This window comes from Sphingopyxis sp., from assembly GCF_040216815.1.
Taxonomy (GTDB): Bacteria; Pseudomonadota; Alphaproteobacteria; order Sphingomonadales; family Sphingomonadaceae; genus Sphingopyxis.
In genome coordinates this window covers 38,205-55,498 of record NZ_JAVJOJ010000005.1, presented here as the reverse complement: position 1 = coordinate 55,498, position 17,294 = coordinate 38,205, and the positions used below count along the sequence as shown (strand labels likewise).

Here is a 17,294-nt window from a genome sequence, read left to right as displayed (position 1 = left end):
CCCTCAGTCTACGACGGGCGGATGCCAGCCGAAGTGTCTTCGCTGAGGGGAGACCGCTCGTGGATGTCAAAGCCATCTTCTCCCGCCAGTTCCTGGATCAGCTCTTGATGCAGCGCTATGCAGACCGGCAGGAGCGATGCGGCTGCATCGACTTGGCCTTGGGCGACCGCGCTCAGCTGCTGGCTGACCGTCTTCATATATTCCTGGATATTCTCGACTTCGCCGTCGGGTGCGCTCGAGGCCATGCGGTACAGTCGCTCGAACGACTCATAATAGCCGGGTTCGACGAAGCGGAACTGGAGGGTGCAGGCGCTCGGCTCCGAATTCTGTCGGAGTGCGGTCGCGAGGTTGGTGAAGACGTCGGGGTTGCTGTCCAGCCCGGCATTCATCCGCTCAAGCTCGACGATCGATCGCAGGGCCAGATTGGAGAGACTATATTTCGAAAAGGATACAAGGCTTTGCTGCATGACCGAGGAGCCCCTTTCTCCAGTTGGTCGGCCTACCATGCTCTGATCTCGCACGACCGTTCTTACAGCATAGTAAATGACTCAAACTGAGTCAAATTGACTTAGATCCATACTGACGGCTAGCCAGCGTTCGGCAAGTTCCGCGCGGAATATTATTGCCGCGGCGCGGCTTGGTTTCAGATCACGCGCGATCGCATGCGCCTTGAACGCTGCCTTGGTTTCGGGATCGGACTGATGCGCGACGATTTTCTTCTTTCCTTGGCCGCCAAGGTCGCGGTCGTGGAGCGGTCGAAGCGCGGCAAGCCGCTCGCGTCTGAGTTCCCGGACAATCAACAGATTGGCAAGCGCCGTAACATCGAGCCGAAGTTCAGCGGCATATTGCTGGAACGCGCTCGCCTCATCGTCCGAAAGATAGCCGAGAATCTGTGCCATGGCCTAGAAGAGCGAGAGGCTGTGCTGGGCCGGGAGATAGACCCGGCGCTGAAGCGTGGCAACGGAGTGCAGAAGCACGAGCGTCTGGTGGCGGCTTCGAAAGGATTCCGCGATGAATTCCTGACGTTCGCCATTGGCGTCGAGAAAGCTCACCGTCCGCGGGCGTGTCATCCGGCGATCGGGGATCAGCCGGGCGAAGGCTTCCCGCGAGCGGATTTCCCGCGGCCAGGCCATCGCGGGAAAGCGCGCTTCGAACGACGGCGACGCGACGACGCGACGCAGGCTGCTGACCGATTGCCCGAAGGCTTCCTCGATCGGCGGATTGAAGATCAGGACCGCGCAGACGCGGTCGCTCGCCATCACATATCGCCGGGCCGTGGCATAGACCGAGGCGCCATAACGCTTCGCAAGCTGCAGCGGCGCCGCCATGCCGAACGTCAGGTCGCCTGCTTCCTCGGCGAAGATGTCCATCTGGAACAGGACTTCGGAGGCGAAGACATTGGCCTCGCGTTCGAACTGCGCCTTGATGAACGGATCGAGCGTCATCCGGCAATCTTCGAACAGGCCGAAGATGCTCTGCCATTCGAGCAGGGCGTGGCCGCCCTCGTGGAGTTTCAGGAAGGGAAGCTTGGCGTCCGGCGTTTCGGGGTCGATAAAGGCGATTCGCGACCGTGGGTCGAAAACACCCCATGCTTTCGACAGCGCAGTGAGCAGCGCCTTGCCGGCATTTTCCGCCTTGCGGCGAAGTTTCGCGAGATAGCCCTCGTCGATCGCCAGCGGGACCATTTCGATCCGGGCTGCGGCCATGATGTCGTCGACGGGCGTGGGAAAGATGCCGAGAGCGCCGCCGTCCCGCAAGGCGCGGTCGGCGGCGGCCCGGATGGCGACGAGCTGTTCGTGCGAAACGCTACAGTCGTCTGCCAGCATTATTTCTTCTGACGTCGCAGAAAGCCGAGGAAAGCCAGAAGCTGGTCTTCCTCGTCGGAGGTCAATTCACCCAGTACGGACGTGGCCATTCTGTTGAGCGGTTCTTCCGCCTCGGTCAGGAACCCTGCCCGCTTCATGATTTCGTGATAATCGAGCTTATAGGCATTCGAAAGCCGGTGCAGCATCATCGCCGACGGCTTGTCGATATTCCCATTCTCCAACTGGCTGAGATAGCCGTTCGAGACGGTGCCGTCCGTCAAGCGCTCGACTTCCCGGAGCGAGAGGCCGCGCGATTGGCGCACTTTCTTCAGAAACCCCCCGAGATCAGTTCCCTCCTCATCGATTGTCCTTTCATCGGTCATAAATCACCCATCCTAGTTTTTGGGGACCAAGAAACTAGGCGCAGGTGCTAAATTTGTCAAGCACATCTTAGCCCCCTTGACAACTTAGCACTGCTTCGCCAATTTAGCACCACAGCCGCCGCTGTTGGCCAGCTGAGTAGAAGGATCTGTTTATGGATACCCACAACCACCCCCGCGATCGCAAGGACGACGATCCCGAGATCGTGATCATCAACAACCGCACCGGCGCGGATGTCGACGTCGAGATCAAGCACGAGAAGGGTCACGACATCGTCATCGTCGATATCGTCGATGTCGAGGAATGCGGCCGCGCCAACCAGCCGCCGCCGCACGCGCACCGCTACAAGGTGAAGATCGACCACATCTACCACGTGTTCGATCGCCGCTTCGTCACCGGCCGCGAAATCCTCGTCGCGGGCGGCAAGACGCCGATCGAGAAGTACGAACTCGAGAAGCGTCTCCACGGCGGCCACTATGTCTCGATCGGCGTCGACGAAAAGGTCGACCTCGGCGAGTGCGGCATCGAGGTCTTCGAGACCTTCCCGCTCGACGAGACCGAGGGCTGATCGCAATGCGCCGGGAGTTCAACCTCGGTCCTGACGACATCCGGGTGCTCGAAACACTCGGATGTCCTTGGGAAACCATCGCCCAGGGCGGGGCGCGGTGGCTGCTCCTCCGGCAGCACCCCATCCCCGAAGGCTATAACGTCGCGCAGGCGGACGTCGCGATCCGTCTCGATGCTTATCCCGCCGGCATGATCGACATGGTCTATTTCAGCCCGCCGCTGAGCCGCGCCGACGGCAAGGTCATCAACAACCTCAGCGCGCTTTCGATCGACAACCGCTCGTTCCAGCAATGGTCGCGTCACTACCCGTGGCGGCAGGGGGTCGACTCGCTCTGCACCCACCTCCGCCGCGTTCGCGCCTGGCTGAAGAACGAATTCAAGAAGCGTTAGGAAGGATAAGGGTCATGCACATCTTGCGCCTGAACCAGTCGCAGCACGCGACGCTCGCAAGCCACCTCTTCGACGGCACCGGCCTCGAAGCGATCGCCGTCGGTCTGTGCGGCCGCTCCATGATCGAGGGCCGCAGCGTCTTCGTCGTTCACCGGATTGTTGAAATCCCGTCGGACGAATGCCTGCGGGCGCCGGACCGCATCACCTGGCCGACGTGCCGCCTCAAGGCGCTGCTCGCCGAGGCGCGAGCAAACAATCTGGCGATCCTCAAGATCCACTCGCATCCGGGCGGTTACCGGCAGTTCTCCTCGCAGGACGATGCCTCGGACCTCGACCTCTTCAACGCCGTGGGCCTCAAGGTTGTCGGCGAACATGTGAGCGCGATCATGCTGCCCGATGGGTCAATCTTCGGCCGCCGCGTCGGCATCGGCGGACCGCGCGGCATGCTCGACCGCGTGTCGGTCGTCGGCGACGATATCCTCATCTGGCCGGGCCGCCCGAGCCTGACGCGCGCCGACTTCGACGTTCGTCACCGGCAGATGTTCGGCGATCACACGACCGAAAGCCTCGGCTCGCTGAGCGTCGGGGTCGTCGGCGTGTCCGGCAGCGGCAGCCCGACGGTCGAGATGCTCGTCCGTCTCGGCGTCCGCCGGGTCGTGCTGATCGAGCCCGACCATGTCGAGGCCAAGAATCTCAACCGCATCTACGGCGCGACCCGCCGTCACGCGGCCGCCGAGGTCAACAAGGCGCGGATGATGAAGAACCATATCGACCGCATCGGCCTCGGCACGAAAGTGGAAATCGTCGAAGGATTCGCCGACAGCCCCGAGGCGATCGCCCGCCTCGCGACGTGCGATGTCCTGTTCGGCTGCATGGATTCGATCGAGGGCCGCGACACGCTGAACCGCATCGCGACCTTCTATACGCTGCCCTATTTCGATCTCGGCGTGCGCATCGATGCCGATGGCAGCGGCGGGGTGAACGCGGTGTCGGGGGTTGTGCACTATATTCAGCCGGGCGGCTCGAGCCTGCGCTCGCGCGGCGTCTATTCGGAGGCCGAACTGCACGCCGATGTGCTGCGCCGCACCGATCCCGATTTCTACGAGGATCAGGTCCGCCGCGGCTATGTGCGCGGCATCGTCGTCGATCGCCCCGCGGTGATCAGCATCAACACCATGGTCGCATCTATGGCCGTGAACGAGCTGCTCGCCCGCCTCCATCCGTTCCGCACTCGTCCGAACGGCGATTTCGCCATCCAGCGCATCTCGATGTCGCACGGCCGCATCATCCTGCGCCCCGACGGCGAACCCGACGCCAATCTCGCCAGCCACGTCGGGCGGGGAACGACCAACCCGCCGCTGCTGCTGCCCCGCCTCGGCCGCCCGTCGTGATACCCGGACGCAAACTGCTCTGCCGGCTCCTCGCAGCATTCGGCGCGGTCCGCTGGAAGATCGGCGGCTGGCGCCGCCCCGCGATCGTGAAACGGGAGGTCGGCGACGTGCCGTCCCGGCTCGCGCGCAACATCCTCTATGTCCGCCGCGGCGCCGATGGTCCGGCCTTCGGTTACCTCGCCTGCCCTTGCGGCTGCGGCGAAACGCTGCACCTTCGTTTTCTCGGCAAGCGCTTTCCGCGTTGGACGCTGGAGACTGACGGAAAAGGACGCGTGTCGCTTCGCCCGTCGGTGTGGCGAACGACTGGGTGTGCGAGCCACTTCTTCGTAACCGCCGGGCAAGTTCGCTGGTGTGCGCCGGGATCCTACCGGGCGTTCGACTAAAAACGGGCGCGTTGCTGACGGGGCTTCGAAATGCTCGAACGGCAGGTTTTGGGCAGCGACTTCGCGGCTTGCTACGAGCTGGATCAGGTGCAAACCGGCCGCATTCCTATTATAATATTTACCTATTATAATATTTAATGGCCGAATGTACGCCCTCCGGTACAATTTGGACTGCCCACCCCTTCACAAACCTCCCAGCCCCCGCCGAGAGCGCGGTGGATTTCGACCACAGACAGGAGATGGTCTGTGCGCGCCGCGACGAGCGTGGCTTCGGCTTCGTAGAGGCTGCGTTCGGCATCGAGAACGTCCAGATATTGGCCTTCACCCTCGCGAAAGCGAACCGCCGCCATCCGCGCCGCCTCGCGGCTGGCGCCGACCTGCTGGTCGCGCATCGCAAGACCGGTCCGGATTGCACCATAGGCCGTCAGCGCGTCCTCGACATCGCGAAGGGCGATCAGGACGGTCCGGTGGTAATCGATCAGCGCCGCATCGGTGCGAGCATCGGCGACGCGGACTTGCGCGCGCAGACGCGGCATGTCGAACACACCCCAATCGAGGCTGGGGCCGCCAGCAAAAGCGACCGCACCGCCCGTGAACAGCGATTCAAACCCGCCAGCGAGGAGCCCAATGAAGCCGGACAGGCGTACCGTCGGAAACAGGTCGGCCTCGGCGACGCCACGCCGTGCGGTGGCGGCGGCGAGTGTGCGCTCGGCGGCGGCGATATCCGGCCGCCGCCGCAACAGATCGGCGGGGGCACCGACGCCGATCTGCGCAATATGCGGCAGGCTGGTTGTTGCAACGGCGGGACCGACAAAGTTTTGCGGCGTCTGGCCGAGTAGCACGGCAAGGGCGTGGCGCGCAGTGCCGATGCGTTGTTCGATCCCGGGCAGCGTCGCCTCGACCGCGGACAGCGCGGCCTCTGCGCGAACGACGTCAAAGCGTGCGCCAGCGCCAGCGCGTTCCAGCTTGCGCGTGACGTCGAGCGAGCGTCGCTGGGTTTCGATCTGGCGGTGCGCGATGGCAAGCGCGGCCTCGCTTCCGCGCAATTCGAAATAATGGCCGGCGACATCGGCGGTGACCGCTGCGCGGGCGGCGCGTAGCAGCGCTTCGGCGCCGCCGACCTCGGCCTCGGCGGCTTCGACCCCGCGGCGGACACGACCGAACAGGTCGACCTCCCAGCTAGCTTCTGCCCCGAGGCGCAATGCATCCCCTTCACGCGGCTGACCGCCCGGACGCTCAGCATCGGCCAGACGGCGACGCTGATAGGAGGCATCGACACCGCCGCCGGGAAGCCGTCCCGCACGCGATACGCCGGCGAGTGCGCGCGCCTCGTCGAGCCGCGCGACGGCGAGCCGCGCGTCGAGGTTCGCGGCGAGCGCCTCGGCGATCAAACTATCGAGCGCCGGATCGCCAAACTGGTGCCACCAGGCGGCCTCGGCAGACGTGCCGCCTATGCCCACCGGCTGTGCGGCATAGGCGCCGGGTGCCTCGATCGACGGCGGAACATAATTGGAGCCAGCGGTGGCGCACCCGGCAAGGCCAAGAAGAACGGCGGGCGAAAGTTTGGCGATCAATGTCATGGGGTCAATTCCTGCGGCTTGGTGTCCGGGTTTGAAGAGCGCCGCGCCGCGCGCCGGAGAACGACCTTGCGGATCACGACGTAGAAGAGCGGAGTCAGGAAGAGGCCGAAGAGTGTCACCCCGAGCATGCCGGCGAACACCGCAATGCCCATGGCCTGCCGCATTTCAGCGCCCGCCCCCGTGGCGATCGCCAGCGGAACCGCGCCGACAATGAAGGCGATCGACGTCATCAGGATCGGACGCAGCCTCAATCGGCAGGCCTCGAGCGCCGCGGCGAGCGGATCGAGACCTTCATGTTCCTGCGCGCGCGCAAACTCGACGATCAGGATCGCATTTTTCGCGGCCAGCCCCACCAGCACCACAAAGGCGATCTGCGTGAAGATGTTGATGTCGCCGCCGGTCAGCCAGACCCCGACAAGCGCGCTGAGCAGACACATGGGCACGATGAGCAGGACCGCAAGCGGCAGCGTCCAGCTGTTATATTGCGCCGCGAGGATCAGGAAGGCGAGCAGCACCGCGATCGGGAAGACGTAGAGGGCGGCGTTGCCCGCGGTCTTTTCCTGATAAGTGAGGTCGGTCCACTCGAATGTCATGCCCTCTGGCAGTTCGGCGCGCGCGATCCGTTCCATTGCTGCAACCGCCTGCCCCGAGCTGAAGCCCGGCGCGGGGCCGCCGCTAATATCGGCCGATGGAAAGCCGTTATAGTGGATGATGCGGTCCGGTCCGGCGCCCGGAGAGGTGGAGACCAGCGTCGCGAGCGGGACCATATCGCCCTGCGCGTTGCGGAGCTGAAGCCGCCCGACTGCATCGGGCTGGGCCCGCGCGTCGGCTTCGGCCTGTGCATAGACCTGATAGGTTCGGCCGAAGCGGTTGAAGTCGTTGACGTAGAGCGAGCCGAGATAGACCTGCATCGTCTCGAACACATCGGTCATCGCGACGCCTTGGGCCGCGGCCTTGGTCCGGTCGACATCGACCGAAAGTTCGGGCGAGGCAACATTATAGCTGGTCATCAGCCCGGCGAGCGCGGGTTCCTTGGCGGCGGCAGCCATCACCTTGGCGTTGGCTGCCGCTAGCGCCTCGTAGCCCGCGCCGGAACGATCCTCGATCTGCATCTTGAACCCGCCGGTGGCGCCGAGGCCGGGAACCGGCGGCGGCGGGAATATGCCGACGAAGCCGTCGGGGACTGCCGCATATTTGCCCTGCAGCCGCCCGGCGATTGCGCCGGCCGCCATGTCCGGCGACGTGCGCTCGGAAAAAGGATCGAGCATCACGAACATGACGGCGGCGTTGGGCACGTTGACGAAGCCGTTGATCGACAGGCCCGGAAAAGCGACGACGCTTTCGACGCCGGACTCGGCCAGTGCGATCTTCGAGACCTGTTCGGCCACCGCCTGGGTACGATCGAGCGACGCGCCGTTCGGCAACTGCACGATGCCGACGAGATAATATTTGTCCTGCGCGGGCACGAAACCGGCGGGCAGCTTGTCAAAGGCGAACCAGGTCAGGCCGAGCAACCCGGCATAGGTCAGTCCCGCGACCGCACCCCGCCGGATGACGCGCTGCACGCCACCGACATAGGCGAGCGAGCCGCGATCGAAGGCGCGATTGAACGGCCGGAACAGCCAACCAAAGCCCTTGTCGATCGCACGTTGGAGGCTGTCGCGCGGCGCATCATGACGCTTGAGCAGTATCGCGGCGAGTGCGGGCGACAGCGTCAGCGAGTTCACCGCCGACAAGATGGTCGAGATCGCGACGGTGAGCGCGAACTGGCGATAAAATTCGCCCTGCAACCCGCCCAGAAAGGCTGTGGGAATGAAGACCGCGGCGAGAACCGAGGTGATCGCGATGATCGGGCCGGTGACCTCCGCCATCGCTTTACGCGCGGCCTCGCGCGGAGATTCGCCAAGCCCGATATGACGCTCGACATTCTCGACAACGACAATCGCGTCATCGACGACGATGCCGATCGAGAGCACCAGCCCGAACAGCGATAGCGTGTTCAGCGAAAAACCGAACACATACATGACCGCCAATGTCCCGACCAACGAGACGGGCACCGCGACAAGCGGAATGATCGACGCGCGCCAGGTCTGGAGGAAGAGGATCACAACGAGGACGACGAGCAGGGTCGCCTCGATCAGCGTGACGATCACGCTTTCGATCGAAGCCTTGACAAAGATCGTCGGATCATAAGCGATGCGATGAACCAGCCCGTCGGGAAACTCGCCCGAGAGGCGGTCCATCGTCGCCCGGACCTCGGCCGCGGTGTCGAGCGCGTTGGCGCCGGGGCTTTGCAATATCTGCAGCGCGATCGCGGGTTCGCCGTCGAGCAGCGAACGCAGCGCATAATCATTGGCGCCCATTTCGATCCGGGCGACCTCACCGAGCCGGGTGAGCTGGCCGTCGGCACCAGTCTTGACGACAATCGCAGCAAATTCTTCCTCGGTCGCAAGGCGGCCCTTCACGTCGAGCGCGACCTGTTGCGCGGCGGCGGGGTTCGGCTGCCGCCCGACGCTGCCCGCGGCGACTTCGACATTCTGCGCGCGGATCGCGGCGACGATATCGCTCGCGGTCAACCCGCGCGAAGCGATCCGCGCCGGGTCGAGCCAGACGCGCATCGAATATTCACCGGCACCCCACACGACCACGTCGGCGATGCCGGGGATGCGCGCGATTTCGTCGCGGACCTGAAGCAGCGCATAGTTGGAGATGAAGAGCGGGTCATAGCGCTTCGATGGCGACAGAAGATGCACCACCATCAGCGCGTCGGGTGCAACCTTCTGTGTGGTGACGCCGAGCCGCTGCACCGTCTCGGGCAGTCGTGGCAGTGCGCGCGATACGCGGTTCTGGACCTGAACCTGCGCGATGTCGGGATCGATCCCTTGCGCGAAGGTGACCGTGAGCGTCATCCGGCCGTCGGTGGCGGCCTGGCTCGACATATAGAGCATGCCCTCGACGCCGTTGACCGCCTGTTCGATCGGACTGGCGACGGTTTCGGCGATAACCTCGGGCGAGGCGCCCGGATAGGCCGCGGCAACGGTCACCGTCGGCGGCGCGACCGCCGGATATTCGCTGAGCGGTAGCCGGAGGAGCGCGAGCAGCCCGGCAATCAGCAGGAGCACCGACAGCACGATCGCGAAGATCGGCCGGTCGATGAAGAAGCGGGGGAAGTTCATCGTGCCGGCTCCCGCTGGACGCTGGTTTTCTGCATGCCATTGCCGCGCGGCATCGAGACGATCCTGGGTTTGACCGCCATGCCGGGGCCAGCCAGCCCCTTGACGACGACGCGGTCGCCGGGCCGCAAGCCCGTCTCGACGACGCGCAGGCCATCGACGATGGGGCCGAGCGTCACGGGCCGATATTCGGTCATATTCTTTGCGCCCAGCACGAGGACAAAGCGCCGCCCCTGTTCGACACCGATCGCGATGTCGCTGACGAGGATCGCGGACCGGGCCTTGTCGGTCGCGACATCGACTTCGGCGAACAGGCCGGGCGCCAGACGGCCACCCGGATTGGGCAGGACCGCGCGCGCGCGGATCGTCCCCGTCGCACGGTCGAGACGGTTGCCGATGAAGTCCAGCCGCGCCATTCGGGTGCTGCCGTCTTCGAGGCGGACGCCGACCTTGGCCTCGGCGCCCTGACCGCGGCGGTCGGCGAGCGAGCGAAGATAGGTCGCCTCGTCGACGTCGAATTCGACGTGGAGCGGATCGACCGAGACGATGGTGGTGAGCGGCGTCGCCGTCTCGCCGCCGGCAACCAGATTGCCGCGGGTGACGAGAATCTGGCCGACCCGGCCCGCGATGGGCGCTTCGACGCCGGCATAGCGAAGGTCGAGCGCCGCGAGCCGTTCGGCCGCACGCGCCGACGCAACCTGCGCTTCACGTTCACGCAAGGTCGCGGTCGTCACGTCCGAACGCTCGCGCCCGGCGACACCTTCGGCGACGAGCCGTCGGGCGCGCACATCCTCGGCCTGCGCGAGTCCCAGCCGCGCCTCGGCTTCACGCGTCGCCGCGCGGGCTGCGGCGTGCCGCGCCGCGAAGGGCGCATTATCGAGGCGAAAAAGAATCTGCCCGCGCCGGACAATCTGCCCCTCGGGAACGCTGACGTCGGCAATATAGCCCGAGACGCGCGGTTTGAGTTCGACCGTCTCGACCGCAGTCAGGCGTCCGTTATAGGTGGAGCGCGGCACATGGTCCTGCACGACGACTGATGCCGCCAGAACCATCGGCGGCCCCGGCGCAGCGGCCTGCTCGCCGCCTTCCGGCCCGCGCACCCAAAGCACCACGAGCCCCGTCGCCAATATCGCGCCCAGCGCCGCGGCGACCCTCGATTTTCGCATCTCAACCTCCGAATCCGTGCTCGCCGATCCGGATGGATGGCGAGCTCATATTTCGGGGGTGCGGTTTTCCATCGTTGGAGGGTCAAGAGATTTTCTTCGTCGGCGTCGAATGCGCATGAACCCGTAGAAGACACCGCGCCTGTTGGTAGGCGGAGCTCTGCTGCAACAGTAATCCGGCGTGCGGCGACCGCGTTGGCCAAGGCTATGTCCCGCGAAGAATCAGGAAAAGCTCCTCCGCATACGGAAGGGCCAAATGATCCCGAGGCCAGGGCTAGTGCGTGCGGTTCGACGAACCCGCGGCATGGCGCCGGGCGGATTGTCCGCCGGACCTGCCGAAGCGCCGGGGTTCGCGCGGTTGGAGGCGCGGCATCGCATCCCCCTCTTCCGCCAGCCCCTCGATGATCGGGCAATCGGGCCTGTCGTCACCGTGGCAATGATTGGCCAGCGTCTCAAGCGTCCGCACCATGGCTTCGATCTCGGCCATTTTTTCCTTGAGCCGCTCGATATGTTCGAGCGCGAAAGCCTTGACGTCGGCGCTGGCGCGGCTTCGGTCGGACCAGAGACCCAGCAGCTCGCCGATTTGCTCCACGGTAAAGCCGAGATCGCGCGCGCGCCGAATGAAGCGCAGGCGGTGCACGTCGGCGTCGTCATAGTCGCGGTAACCCGAGTCCTGACGCGCAGCCTTGGGGATGAGACCCGTCTGTTCGTAATAGCGGATCATCTTTGGAGAGACGCCCGATATTTTCGCGGCGCGGCCGATGTTCATGCCGCCTCTCCTTCTTTTCCCTTGTCGGCGGCGATCACCGGCCGGAAGGTCTTCAACCTGAGTGCGTTGCTTAGCACGAAGACGCTCGACAGCGCCATCGCGCCGGCGGCGAACACCGGCGACAGCAACGTATCGTTCAGCGGATAGAGCGCCCCCGCGGCGACGGGAATCAGCGCCGCATTATAGCCGAATGCCCAGAAGAGATTCTGCTGGATGTTGCGGATCGTCGCCTTCGACAGCGCAATCGCGTTAACCACCCCGCGCAGGTCACCCGACATCAACACGACGTCAGCGGATTCGATCGCGACATCGGTGCCGGTGCCGATCGCCAAGCCGACATCGGCCTCGGCAAGCGCGGGGGCGTCGTTGATGCCGTCGCCGACGAACGCAACCTTGCGGCCGCCAGCACGCAGCCGGTTCATCGCATCGACCTTGCCGTCGGGAAGCACTTCGCCGACGACTTCGTCGATCCCCAGCGTGCGCGCGACGGCATCGGCCGTCGCCTGATTGTCGCCGGTGATCATCGCTACCTTGAGCCCGAGGGCGTGGAGTGCCCGGATCGCCTCGGGCGTCGTGTCCTTGACCGGATCGGCGACCGCGATCACCGCCGCGAGCTTGCCGTCGATCGCGGCATAGAGCGGCGACCGGCCCATCGCCCCGAGTTCACTGGCCTTGGCGGCAAAGGCTGAGACATCGTGCCCCAACCTGATCATGAAGCGGTCGGCACCGACCTGGACCTCACGGCCGCCGACCTTTGCCGATACGCCGTAACCGGGGATGGCTTCGAACGCCGCAGGCGATGGAACGTCAAGCCCCCGCGCGTTCGCGGCCGCCACGATGGCTTCGGCGATCGGATGCTCGGACTGGCTTTCGACGCTGGCGACCAGCGCCAGCACTTCATCGCGCCCGAAGCCCGCGGCCGGCTCAAGGTCGGTCAGTTCGGGGTGACCTTTGGTCAGCGTGCCGGTCTTGTCGAGCGCGATGACCGTCACGTCGCGCAGCGTCTGGAGCGCCTCGCCCTTGCGGAACAACACCCCCAGTTCGGCGGCGCGGCCGGTGCCGACCATGATCGAGGTCGGGGTCGCGAGCCCCATCGCGCATGGGCAGGCGATAATCAGCACCGCGACCGCATTCACCAAGGCGAAGGTCAGCGCCGGATCGGGGCCGAAGATGAGCCAGACGAGGAAGGTCAGTCCCGCGATCCCCATCACCGCGGGGACGAACCAGGCGGTGACCTTGTCGACCATTGCCTGGATCGGCAGCTTCGATCCCTGCGCCTGCTCGACCATGCGAATGATCTGCGCCAGCACCGTATCCCCGCCGACTTTGGTCGCACGGAAGGTGAAAGCGCCGGTCTTGTTGATCGTGCCGCCGACGACGCCCGCGCCCGCAGACTTGGCGACTGGAACCGGCTCACCGGTGATCATCGACTCGTCGACCCAGGAGCTCCCCTCGACAACCTCGCCATCGACCGGCACGCGTTCGCCCGGACGGACCTGGACGATATCGCCGGTCCGGACATCGGCGAGCGCGACTTCGAGCGCGGCACCATCGCGCACGACGCGCGCGGTCTTCGCCTGAAGCCCGACCAGCCGCTTGATCGCCTCCGACGTCCGTCCCTTCGCCTTGGCCTCGAGATAGCGGCCAAGCAGGATCAGCGCGACGATCACCGCCGCCGCTTCATAATAGATGTTGGCGGTGCCGGACGGCAGGACGCCGGGAGCAAAGGTCGCGACGAGCGAATAGCCCCAGGCGGCGCTCGTCCCCAAGGTGACGAGCGAGTTCATATCGGGGTTGCCGCGCAGGATCGCCGGGATACCCTTCTGGAAAAAGCGCAGCCCGGGCCCGAAGAGCACCAGTGTGGTGAGGACGAACTGGATCAGCCAGCTCGTCTGCATCCCGATCGTACCCATGACGAAATCATGGACAGCGGGAATGAGGTGCGAGCCCATCTCGAGGATGAACACCGGCAGTGCCAACACCGCCGCGAGAAACAGCGAACGGCGCAGGCTATCCAGTTCCTGCTCGCGCGCCGAAGCTTCCTGATCGGGCGATGCGCTGTCGCCCTCGACCCGGCGCGGTTCATAACCGGCGGCGCTGATCGCGGCCTCCAGATCTTCCAGCGACGCGATGCTGGCGCGATAGCGGATGCTGGCCTTTTCGGTCGCCAGATTGACGGTGGCGCTGCTGACGCCCGGCACTTTGGACAGTGCCTTTTCGACATGCCCCACGCACGAGGCGCAGGTCATCCCCGCGACGCCGATTTCCACATCGGCCTCGGGCACCTCGTAACCGGCGCGCTCGACCGCTTGCACGACGGCGCCGGGATCGGACGCCCCTGCGAATGTCACGTCGGCGCGGTTGGTCGCCAGATTGACGGCGACCCCGGTTACGCCCGGCAGCTTGCCGATCGCCTTTTCGACATGGCCGACACATGAGGCACAGGTCATGCCCGCGACGGCGAGACTCAGCCGTTCCGGCTCGGCAACAGGGCGGCCGCTTTTCCGCGGCAATTCGATAACATCGGACATGACAATTTCTCCGGATTTGCTCATTTGACCGGATTGTGCAGTTTCCAACGATGGGAAGGTCAAGGGGAGAAAAAAGGGCGCGCCGGGACTTGACCTTGCTACGATGGCAAGCCCCATCTTCGGACTTCAATCGAAGTTTGGAGATACTATGACGATCCGTTTCAATATCCCCGGGATGACCTGCGGCGGCTGCGCGCGCTCGATCACCAAGGCGATCCAGGGCATCGATACCGCAGCCAAGGTCGAAGCCGACATTCCCGAAAGGCGGGTCAGCGTCGAGACCAGCACGGATAGCGCATCGCTCATCGCGGCGATCCGCGAAGCCGGCTATGAAGCGCAGGCGGCATAGGAAGGGCGGGCCAAGAGACTGATCGACCTGGGGAAATAGAACCAGATCTGGTTCCAGTTCGCCTTTCGCCCAAGGTCTTGGCGGGTATATTCTCCTTCCCATTTTCTGGCTGGAGAATGAATTTGCGACATTCCGCTATCCTGTCACTCGGGTTGATCCTGTCCGCCTGCGGTCAAAGCGAGCCGCGCAGCACCCAGTATTTCGAGGCGAATATCGACGAGGCGCGAAAGGTGGTCGCCGACTGCCGGGCCGGCTCGACGCGCGGCGACGAATGCACGAACGCGGACGTCGCGGTGCAGACGGTCGAAGGCCGCGAGCGCTTCAAGCGGTTCCTAGGCAAGGATTAAGACAGGACACGATCGCCGCACCTAACCGTTGGCGATTGCGTGTCGGGCGCGCTTCGATATAGCGCCGGGATGACCGATGAACTGACCAGCATCGTCCTGCGCGCCGTCGAACGGGCTCCGCAATGGGTCCGCCGCGCCCTGGAATCGAAAGATCATGTCGCCCGCATTCAGGCCGAGGAATCGCTCGCCGCTATGATCGCCGACGCGCTGCGAAAGGCGGAAAGCACCCCTGACTAGCCCCGGCGATCACGCCGGGCGGCACTGCTCCTCAAGCTCGGCGATGCGCTCCGAGCAAATCGCGTGGACTGCGCGCCCCAGTTCCTCGACGCAGCCGCCGAGCCAAAGAAGCTCCTCCTCGGTGATGCGGTAATGCTTCGAGTAGCGCGCCTTAACATAGGCTTCCTTGAGCTTCTCGAAGCGCGCACGATCGGCGCGGGTCTCGCGCGGCCAGACGTTCACCAGCCGCATATCGATACGCTCGGCCTGCGTTCGTAAGAAACCAAGATTGTGAACGTAAGGCGTGTAGAAAGTGCAGACTAGCAGAGCCCCATGATAGAGGCTCTCGGTGGCTTGGTGCAGCAAAAACGCTGCTTTTTTGTAACTCCGTCGGCCGACGTAAAACCTGTATCCTTCTAAAAACTCCGCCGCGCCCGGAATCCACTCTTCGAAATATTCCTTTGCCATCGCCAGCGCCTGCTCGGGCGTCTTCGGCTTCGGCTTGTGCAATTCCTTGTCGTCATATGCGTAGAGCGCGATTCCGTCCTTCGCGACGTCCATGAAGAAATAGCGCCCATGCGCGAGCCCGTCATTCACCTCCTGCAGCGTATGAACGATGAAGTTCACCGGCGTGTGCAGCGTTTTGTCGATCGCAAGCTCGCGGATGAGCCGGTCCTCGAGCTTCAGCCAGAAATCGACCCGCTCGGTCAGGCGCTTGTCGTTGACGATGATGAGGAGGTCGAAATCCGACCGATAGCCCTTGGCGGTATGCGGCTCGTCGACCCAGCCGCCGCGGGCATAGCTGCCGTAGAGGATCAGCTTGTCGATCCGGCCCTTCTTCTTCCAGCTCATCGTCGCCAGCGCGATCGCATCCTCGAATTCTTCGAAGATGATCGCCTTCACGCGCTCGAGCTCGCGCTGCTTGTTCGGCGGTAGATGATCGAGATCGGTTCGCATGGCTATTCTCACCCTGTAATTCCGCTCGCCCGATGGCAAGCGCTGTTGCAGTCAAATTTGCCGTCAACTTGCGGGCGGCACGCGAAAATCCCAGACGGGGATGCCGAACGCCCGCGCCTTGTCGACGAGATTGTCCTGGATGCCGGTGCCCGAGAAGACGACCAGCCCGGCGGGCATCGCGTCGATCATCCGGTCGTTGCGCTTGAACGGGGCCGCCTTCTTGTGGCGGTTCCAGTCGGGCCGGAAAGCGACCTGCGGCACGCGGCGGGTATCCGCCCAGCAGGCGGCGGCGCGCTCGGCCCCGGTGGGCGTTGCGCCATGCATCAGCACCATGTCGGGGTGGCGGGCATGGATACGATCGAGCGCGGCCCAGATATGCTGATGATCATTGCAGGCGGGACCGCCGCTGAAGGCGACGCGCGTGCCTTCGGGGATCAGCGCCGCGGCCTTTTCGCGGAGCCGCTTGTCGAGGAAATCGCGGCTGTCGATCATCGACGCAGTCAGCGTCTTATGCTGCGCGCGCGATCCGGTGCGCGGCATCCAGGCTTTGCGGACATGAAGGCGGAACTGCTCGGCGGCGCATTCGCGGAAGAACTCCATGGTGTCGCGGCGCTCGATCAGCGTGATGCCTTCGGCGATCTTGCGCTCGAGTTCGACCGAGCGGATTTCGCTGCCGTCCTGCTCGCGCTGCTGCTCGCGCTGCGCTTGCTCGTTGCGATCGAGATCGCGTTCGATCCGCTCGCCGGCACGGTGAAAGATATTGACGATGTTCCAGAGCAGGTCTTCAAGATCCGGCTCGATGCGCGTGTCGACGAGGCAGCCGGCCATCGCGTCGAAGATGTCGGCTACGGCGCCGCCGGCGAGGCGGTCGTCGGGAAGCGGCCTGCCATCGGGCTCGTCCTCATAGGGACGGTGACCGTAAAGCTGCATTTCCTGAAGAAGATAAGCGCTGGCGCCGGGTTCATGCGGCTCGCCGCGTTCGGGAAGGTCGGACAGGTCGGTCATGGCGTCTCTCGCATCTGGTGGCCGCGCCTCTCGCGGCCTTCGCGGCGACGCCTCCGCGGCGGCGGGTGCGGGTCCGCACCGCACGGGCGGAGCCCGGGCGGCCGAAGCGCAGCGAAGGATGGCGGGCGAAGGCTATTTTGCCTCGCGATGCAAAGGGGCAGAGCCCCGGCGGAAAATAGCCGCACGCCAGGCCATTGCGAGGCCCGCGCGCGCTGCCGCAGTCGCCCTCCAGCGAAGGCCGGAGGCGCGGGCTCTGCCGGGATGGGGCGAAGACCAACCTGTTCGCC

At 64.7% G+C, this 17,294-nt stretch carries 18 protein-coding genes; 7 read left to right on the top strand and 11 right to left on the bottom strand.

Annotated features, from left to right (window positions below; all coding sequences use genetic code 11):
• Positions 1 to 8: 8 nt before the first annotated feature.
• The 4 genes from RIA72_RS07750 to RIA72_RS07735 form a co-directional block, all read right to left on the bottom strand.
• A complete protein-coding gene (locus RIA72_RS07750; RefSeq protein WP_053555726.1) occupies positions 9 to 467 on the bottom strand; it encodes a hypothetical protein in 459 nt (152 codons plus the stop codon).
• Positions 468 to 548: 81 nt separating this feature from the next.
• On the bottom strand, positions 549 to 899 hold the full coding sequence (locus RIA72_RS07745) for a hypothetical protein (RefSeq protein ID WP_053555727.1): 351 nt from the start codon (positions 897 to 899) through the stop codon (positions 549 to 551).
• 3 nt (positions 900 to 902) lie between these two features.
• Positions 903 to 1,826: an ImmA/IrrE family metallo-endopeptidase gene (locus RIA72_RS07740; RefSeq protein ID WP_053555728.1), complete on the bottom strand. Its 924-nt coding sequence runs from the start codon at positions 1,824 to 1,826 to the stop codon at positions 903 to 905.
• Positions 1,826 to 2,188, bottom strand: coding sequence for a helix-turn-helix domain-containing protein (locus RIA72_RS07735; RefSeq protein ID WP_053555729.1), 363 nt, complete (start codon positions 2,186 to 2,188; stop codon positions 1,826 to 1,828). Before RIA72_RS07735 ends, RIA72_RS07740 begins: the two co-directional genes overlap by 1 nt.
• Positions 2,189 to 2,340: 152 nt before the next feature.
• Between RIA72_RS07735 and RIA72_RS07730 the strand changes: the two genes are divergently transcribed.
• The 4 genes from RIA72_RS07730 to RIA72_RS07715 are packed head-to-tail and all read left to right on the top strand — an operon-like array spanning position 2,341 to position 4,917.
• On the top strand, positions 2,341 to 2,754 hold the full coding sequence (locus RIA72_RS07730; RefSeq protein WP_053555730.1) for a multiubiquitin domain-containing protein: 414 nt from the start codon (positions 2,341 to 2,343) through the stop codon (positions 2,752 to 2,754).
• 5 nt (positions 2,755 to 2,759) lie between these two features.
• A complete protein-coding gene (locus tag RIA72_RS07725; RefSeq protein WP_053555731.1) occupies positions 2,760 to 3,143 on the top strand; it encodes an E2/UBC family protein in 384 nt (127 codons plus the stop codon).
• 14 nt (positions 3,144 to 3,157) lie between these two features.
• A complete protein-coding gene (locus RIA72_RS07720) occupies positions 3,158 to 4,534 on the top strand; it encodes a ThiF family adenylyltransferase (RefSeq protein WP_067179671.1) in 1,377 nt (458 codons plus the stop codon).
• A complete protein-coding gene (locus tag RIA72_RS07715) occupies positions 4,531 to 4,917 on the top strand; it encodes a ubiquitination-like system serine protease family protein (RefSeq protein ID WP_053555733.1) in 387 nt (128 codons plus the stop codon). Before RIA72_RS07720 ends, RIA72_RS07715 begins: the two co-directional genes overlap by 4 nt.
• 134 nt (positions 4,918 to 5,051) lie before the next feature.
• Here RIA72_RS07715 and RIA72_RS07710 read toward each other — a convergent pair whose 3' ends face one another.
• The 5 genes from RIA72_RS07710 to RIA72_RS07690 form a co-directional block, all read right to left on the bottom strand.
• Positions 5,052 to 6,497 carry an efflux transporter outer membrane subunit gene (locus RIA72_RS07710; protein WP_053555734.1) on the bottom strand — a complete coding sequence of 482 codons (1,446 nt, stop codon included), beginning with the start codon at positions 6,495 to 6,497 and terminating at the stop codon, positions 5,052 to 5,054.
• Complete coding sequence (locus RIA72_RS07705) at positions 6,494 to 9,673, bottom strand: efflux RND transporter permease subunit (protein WP_067179666.1); 3,180 nt, start codon at positions 9,671 to 9,673, stop codon at positions 6,494 to 6,496. The genes RIA72_RS07710 and RIA72_RS07705 overlap by 4 nt, the downstream gene beginning before the upstream one ends.
• Positions 9,670 to 10,836 carry an efflux RND transporter periplasmic adaptor subunit gene (locus RIA72_RS07700; protein ID WP_053555735.1) on the bottom strand — a complete coding sequence of 389 codons (1,167 nt, stop codon included), beginning with the start codon at positions 10,834 to 10,836 and terminating at the stop codon, positions 9,670 to 9,672. The genes RIA72_RS07705 and RIA72_RS07700 overlap by 4 nt, the downstream gene beginning before the upstream one ends.
• Positions 10,837 to 11,107: 271 nt before the next feature.
• Positions 11,108 to 11,602 carry a Cu(I)-responsive transcriptional regulator gene (gene cueR / locus RIA72_RS07695; protein WP_053555736.1) on the bottom strand — a complete coding sequence of 165 codons (495 nt, stop codon included), beginning with the start codon at positions 11,600 to 11,602 and terminating at the stop codon, positions 11,108 to 11,110.
• Positions 11,599 to 14,133, bottom strand: a complete 2,535-nt coding sequence (locus tag RIA72_RS07690; RefSeq protein ID WP_053555737.1) for a heavy metal translocating P-type ATPase — start codon at positions 14,131 to 14,133, stop codon at positions 11,599 to 11,601. The genes cueR and RIA72_RS07690 overlap by 4 nt, the downstream gene beginning before the upstream one ends.
• A 148-nt stretch (positions 14,134 to 14,281) precedes the next feature.
• Between RIA72_RS07690 and RIA72_RS07685 the strand changes: the two genes are divergently transcribed.
• The 3 genes from RIA72_RS07685 (at position 14,282) to RIA72_RS07675 (ending at position 15,066) form a co-directional block, all read left to right on the top strand.
• Positions 14,282 to 14,482, top strand: coding sequence for a heavy-metal-associated domain-containing protein (locus tag RIA72_RS07685; RefSeq protein WP_053555738.1), 201 nt, complete (start codon positions 14,282 to 14,284; stop codon positions 14,480 to 14,482).
• A gap of 122 nt (positions 14,483 to 14,604) precedes the next feature.
• On the top strand, positions 14,605 to 14,829 hold the full coding sequence (locus tag RIA72_RS07680; protein ID WP_350031713.1) for an EexN family lipoprotein: 225 nt from the start codon (positions 14,605 to 14,607) through the stop codon (positions 14,827 to 14,829).
• A gap of 69 nt (positions 14,830 to 14,898) precedes the next feature.
• Positions 14,899 to 15,066, top strand: coding sequence for a DUF6771 family protein (locus tag RIA72_RS07675; RefSeq protein WP_172709592.1), 168 nt, complete (start codon positions 14,899 to 14,901; stop codon positions 15,064 to 15,066).
• A gap of 9 nt (positions 15,067 to 15,075) precedes the next feature.
• Here RIA72_RS07675 and RIA72_RS07670 read toward each other — a convergent pair whose 3' ends face one another.
• Together RIA72_RS07670 and RIA72_RS07665 are read right to left on the bottom strand one after the other, a co-directional pair.
• Positions 15,076 to 16,002 carry a HEPN domain-containing protein gene (locus RIA72_RS07670; protein ID WP_053555740.1) on the bottom strand — a complete coding sequence of 309 codons (927 nt, stop codon included), beginning with the start codon at positions 16,000 to 16,002 and terminating at the stop codon, positions 15,076 to 15,078.
• Between the two features lie 63 nt (positions 16,003 to 16,065).
• The gene (locus tag RIA72_RS07665) at positions 16,066 to 17,007 is read right to left on the bottom strand and encodes a DUF2493 domain-containing protein (protein ID WP_053555741.1); all 942 of its coding nucleotides are present in this window, start codon (positions 17,005 to 17,007) and stop codon (positions 16,066 to 16,068) included.
• Positions 17,008 to 17,294: the final 287 nt, after the last annotated feature.